Genomic DNA, 1,709 nt, shown 5'->3' with positions numbered 1-1,709 from the left:
CCTGGCCTGGGAATTGAGCGGCCAGGATGAAAGCCCCCACATCCATCGTGATCCTGCCTCCTTGTCGCGGCTGATGTGCCGGCGCGGGCATCCCCCCTTGTAGGCATTAACGCCTGACACGTGCCAAGGGCACGGCCGTGCATGAAGTTTTCATGATGATCGGAGGGTGGGTGTGGACGACGACTTTCCAGGACGGTGACCGTAGCGCGTACGCTGGTCACAGTCCGTTAGTCACAGTTCTGTCGAGGTGCCCTGTGTCTCCACGCCGAAACCGCCCGCGAGGCGGCGAGCAGCCCGTCGGCCACGAGAGTGCGAATCGCTACGGCCTCGATCGCATGGAGACCTGGCAGGGCGAGGAATGGGTGGTCCGGCAGGTCGGCGGCGGGGCCGCCGCCAAGCACTACCGCTGCCCGGGCTGTGACCAGGAGATTCCGCCGGGGGTGGCGCATGTGGTCGCCTGGCAGCAGCATATGGGCGCGGACGACCGGCGCCACTGGCACAAGGCGTGCTGGAGCGCGCGGGACCGCCGGAGCGCCAAGCTCCAGCGGTCCCGTAACGCACCGCGATACTGACTCGGGCCCGGCACCCGGGCCGGGACCTCCGTAGGGGCTACGGAGCGCTACACATCGCGCTTTTCCAGCAGTGCGAACGCGGCGATCAGCGCCGCCGCCGTGACCACGGCCAGCGCCGACAGTTGGGGCCAGCCGCTGTTCAGGCTCTCATCGAGGCGGAAGAGGGAGGCCAGCGACTGGGGCGAGGAGTACTCCTGCATCTTCGTTCCCAGGTCGCGCAGGCTGTCCGACATCACCAGGAACGCGGGGAGGATGGCCGGCAGCAGCACCACCCCGAGCATCGTGGTGATCGCCCCCGCGGAGTGCCGCAGGATGACTCCGACGGCCAGCGAGAGCAGCCCCAGCAGCGACACATAGAGCCCCGCGCCGACCGTCGCGCCCAGGATCTGGTCACCCGTCGGCTCCGGGACCCCCGGCCCGCTGTGCATGCCCATGTTCGCGTAGGCCACCAGGGCGAGCGAGACGGTCGTGGTGGTGAACGAGAGGGTGAAGAAGACCAGCGCCTTGGCGGTGAGCACCCGTGAGCGCTGCGGGGAGGCGGTGAGGGTGGTCCGGATCATCCCGGTGCCGTACTCGGAGGTGATCACGAGGACCCCGAGGGTGACGACGCAGAGCTGGCCGAGCAGAGTGCCGAAGAACCCGGGGAGGGTGGTGGGCACGCTGTCGTAGTCGGAGTCGTTCGTGGTCGCCCCCACGAGGAGTCCGATTCCGATCACCAGCGCGACCATGATGCCGAGCGTCCAGATCGTGGAGCGCACCGACTTGATCTTGGTCCACTCGGAGGCGAGGGCGTTGCCGAGGTGGGTGCGCCGGACCGGGATCGGCGAGGTGTACGGGCCCATACCGGCGTACGGCTGCGAGGGAGGCCCGGACGGCCCGGACGGCACGGGCTGCTGGTATGCCTGGGGCGCGTGGGGCATCTGGGGCGCGTGGTGGTGCGGGGCCGACTGGTGCGGGGGTGCTTGGTGCGGGGCCTGCGGCGGCATCTGCGGGGCTGCCTGCGGGGGGACGGGCGCCTGGGACTGGTGCTGGTACGGGGTCGTCATCGGGCGTCGTCCTCGTTGTCGCTCTTGGTCGGATCGGCGGAGGCGGGGGGCGCCGCGGGCGGCTGAGCCGGGGGAGCGGGGGGAGCCGGGG

2 protein-coding genes are annotated in these 1,709 nt (G+C 70.2%); one reads left to right on the top strand and one right to left on the bottom strand.

The window, feature by feature from the left end:
* Positions 1–254 precede the first annotated feature (254 nt).
* On the top strand, positions 255–572 hold the full coding sequence (locus tag KN815_RS45965) for an Rv1322 family protein (RefSeq protein WP_216347734.1): 318 nt from the start codon (positions 255–257) through the stop codon (positions 570–572).
* A gap of 47 nt (positions 573–619) precedes the next feature.
* Here KN815_RS45965 and KN815_RS45960 read toward each other — a convergent pair whose 3' ends face one another.
* A complete protein-coding gene (locus KN815_RS45960; RefSeq protein WP_216347733.1) occupies positions 620–1,618 on the bottom strand; it encodes an ABC-2 transporter permease in 999 nt (332 codons plus the stop codon).
* Between the last annotated feature and the right edge of the window lie 91 nt (positions 1,619–1,709).

The organism is Streptomyces niphimycinicus, assembly GCF_018883605.1.
Classification (GTDB): domain Bacteria; phylum Actinomycetota; class Actinomycetes; order Streptomycetales; family Streptomycetaceae; genus Streptomyces; species Streptomyces niphimycinicus.
The sequence above is the reverse complement of the archived record's forward strand: the minus strand, read 5'-3'. Positions and strand labels throughout refer to the sequence as shown.

Coding starts and splice junctions, on each gene's coding strand:
- KN815_RS45960 (WP_216347733.1), bottom strand. CDS start 1,618: ATGACGACCCCGTACCAGCACCAGTCCCAGGCGCCCGTCCCCCCGCAG.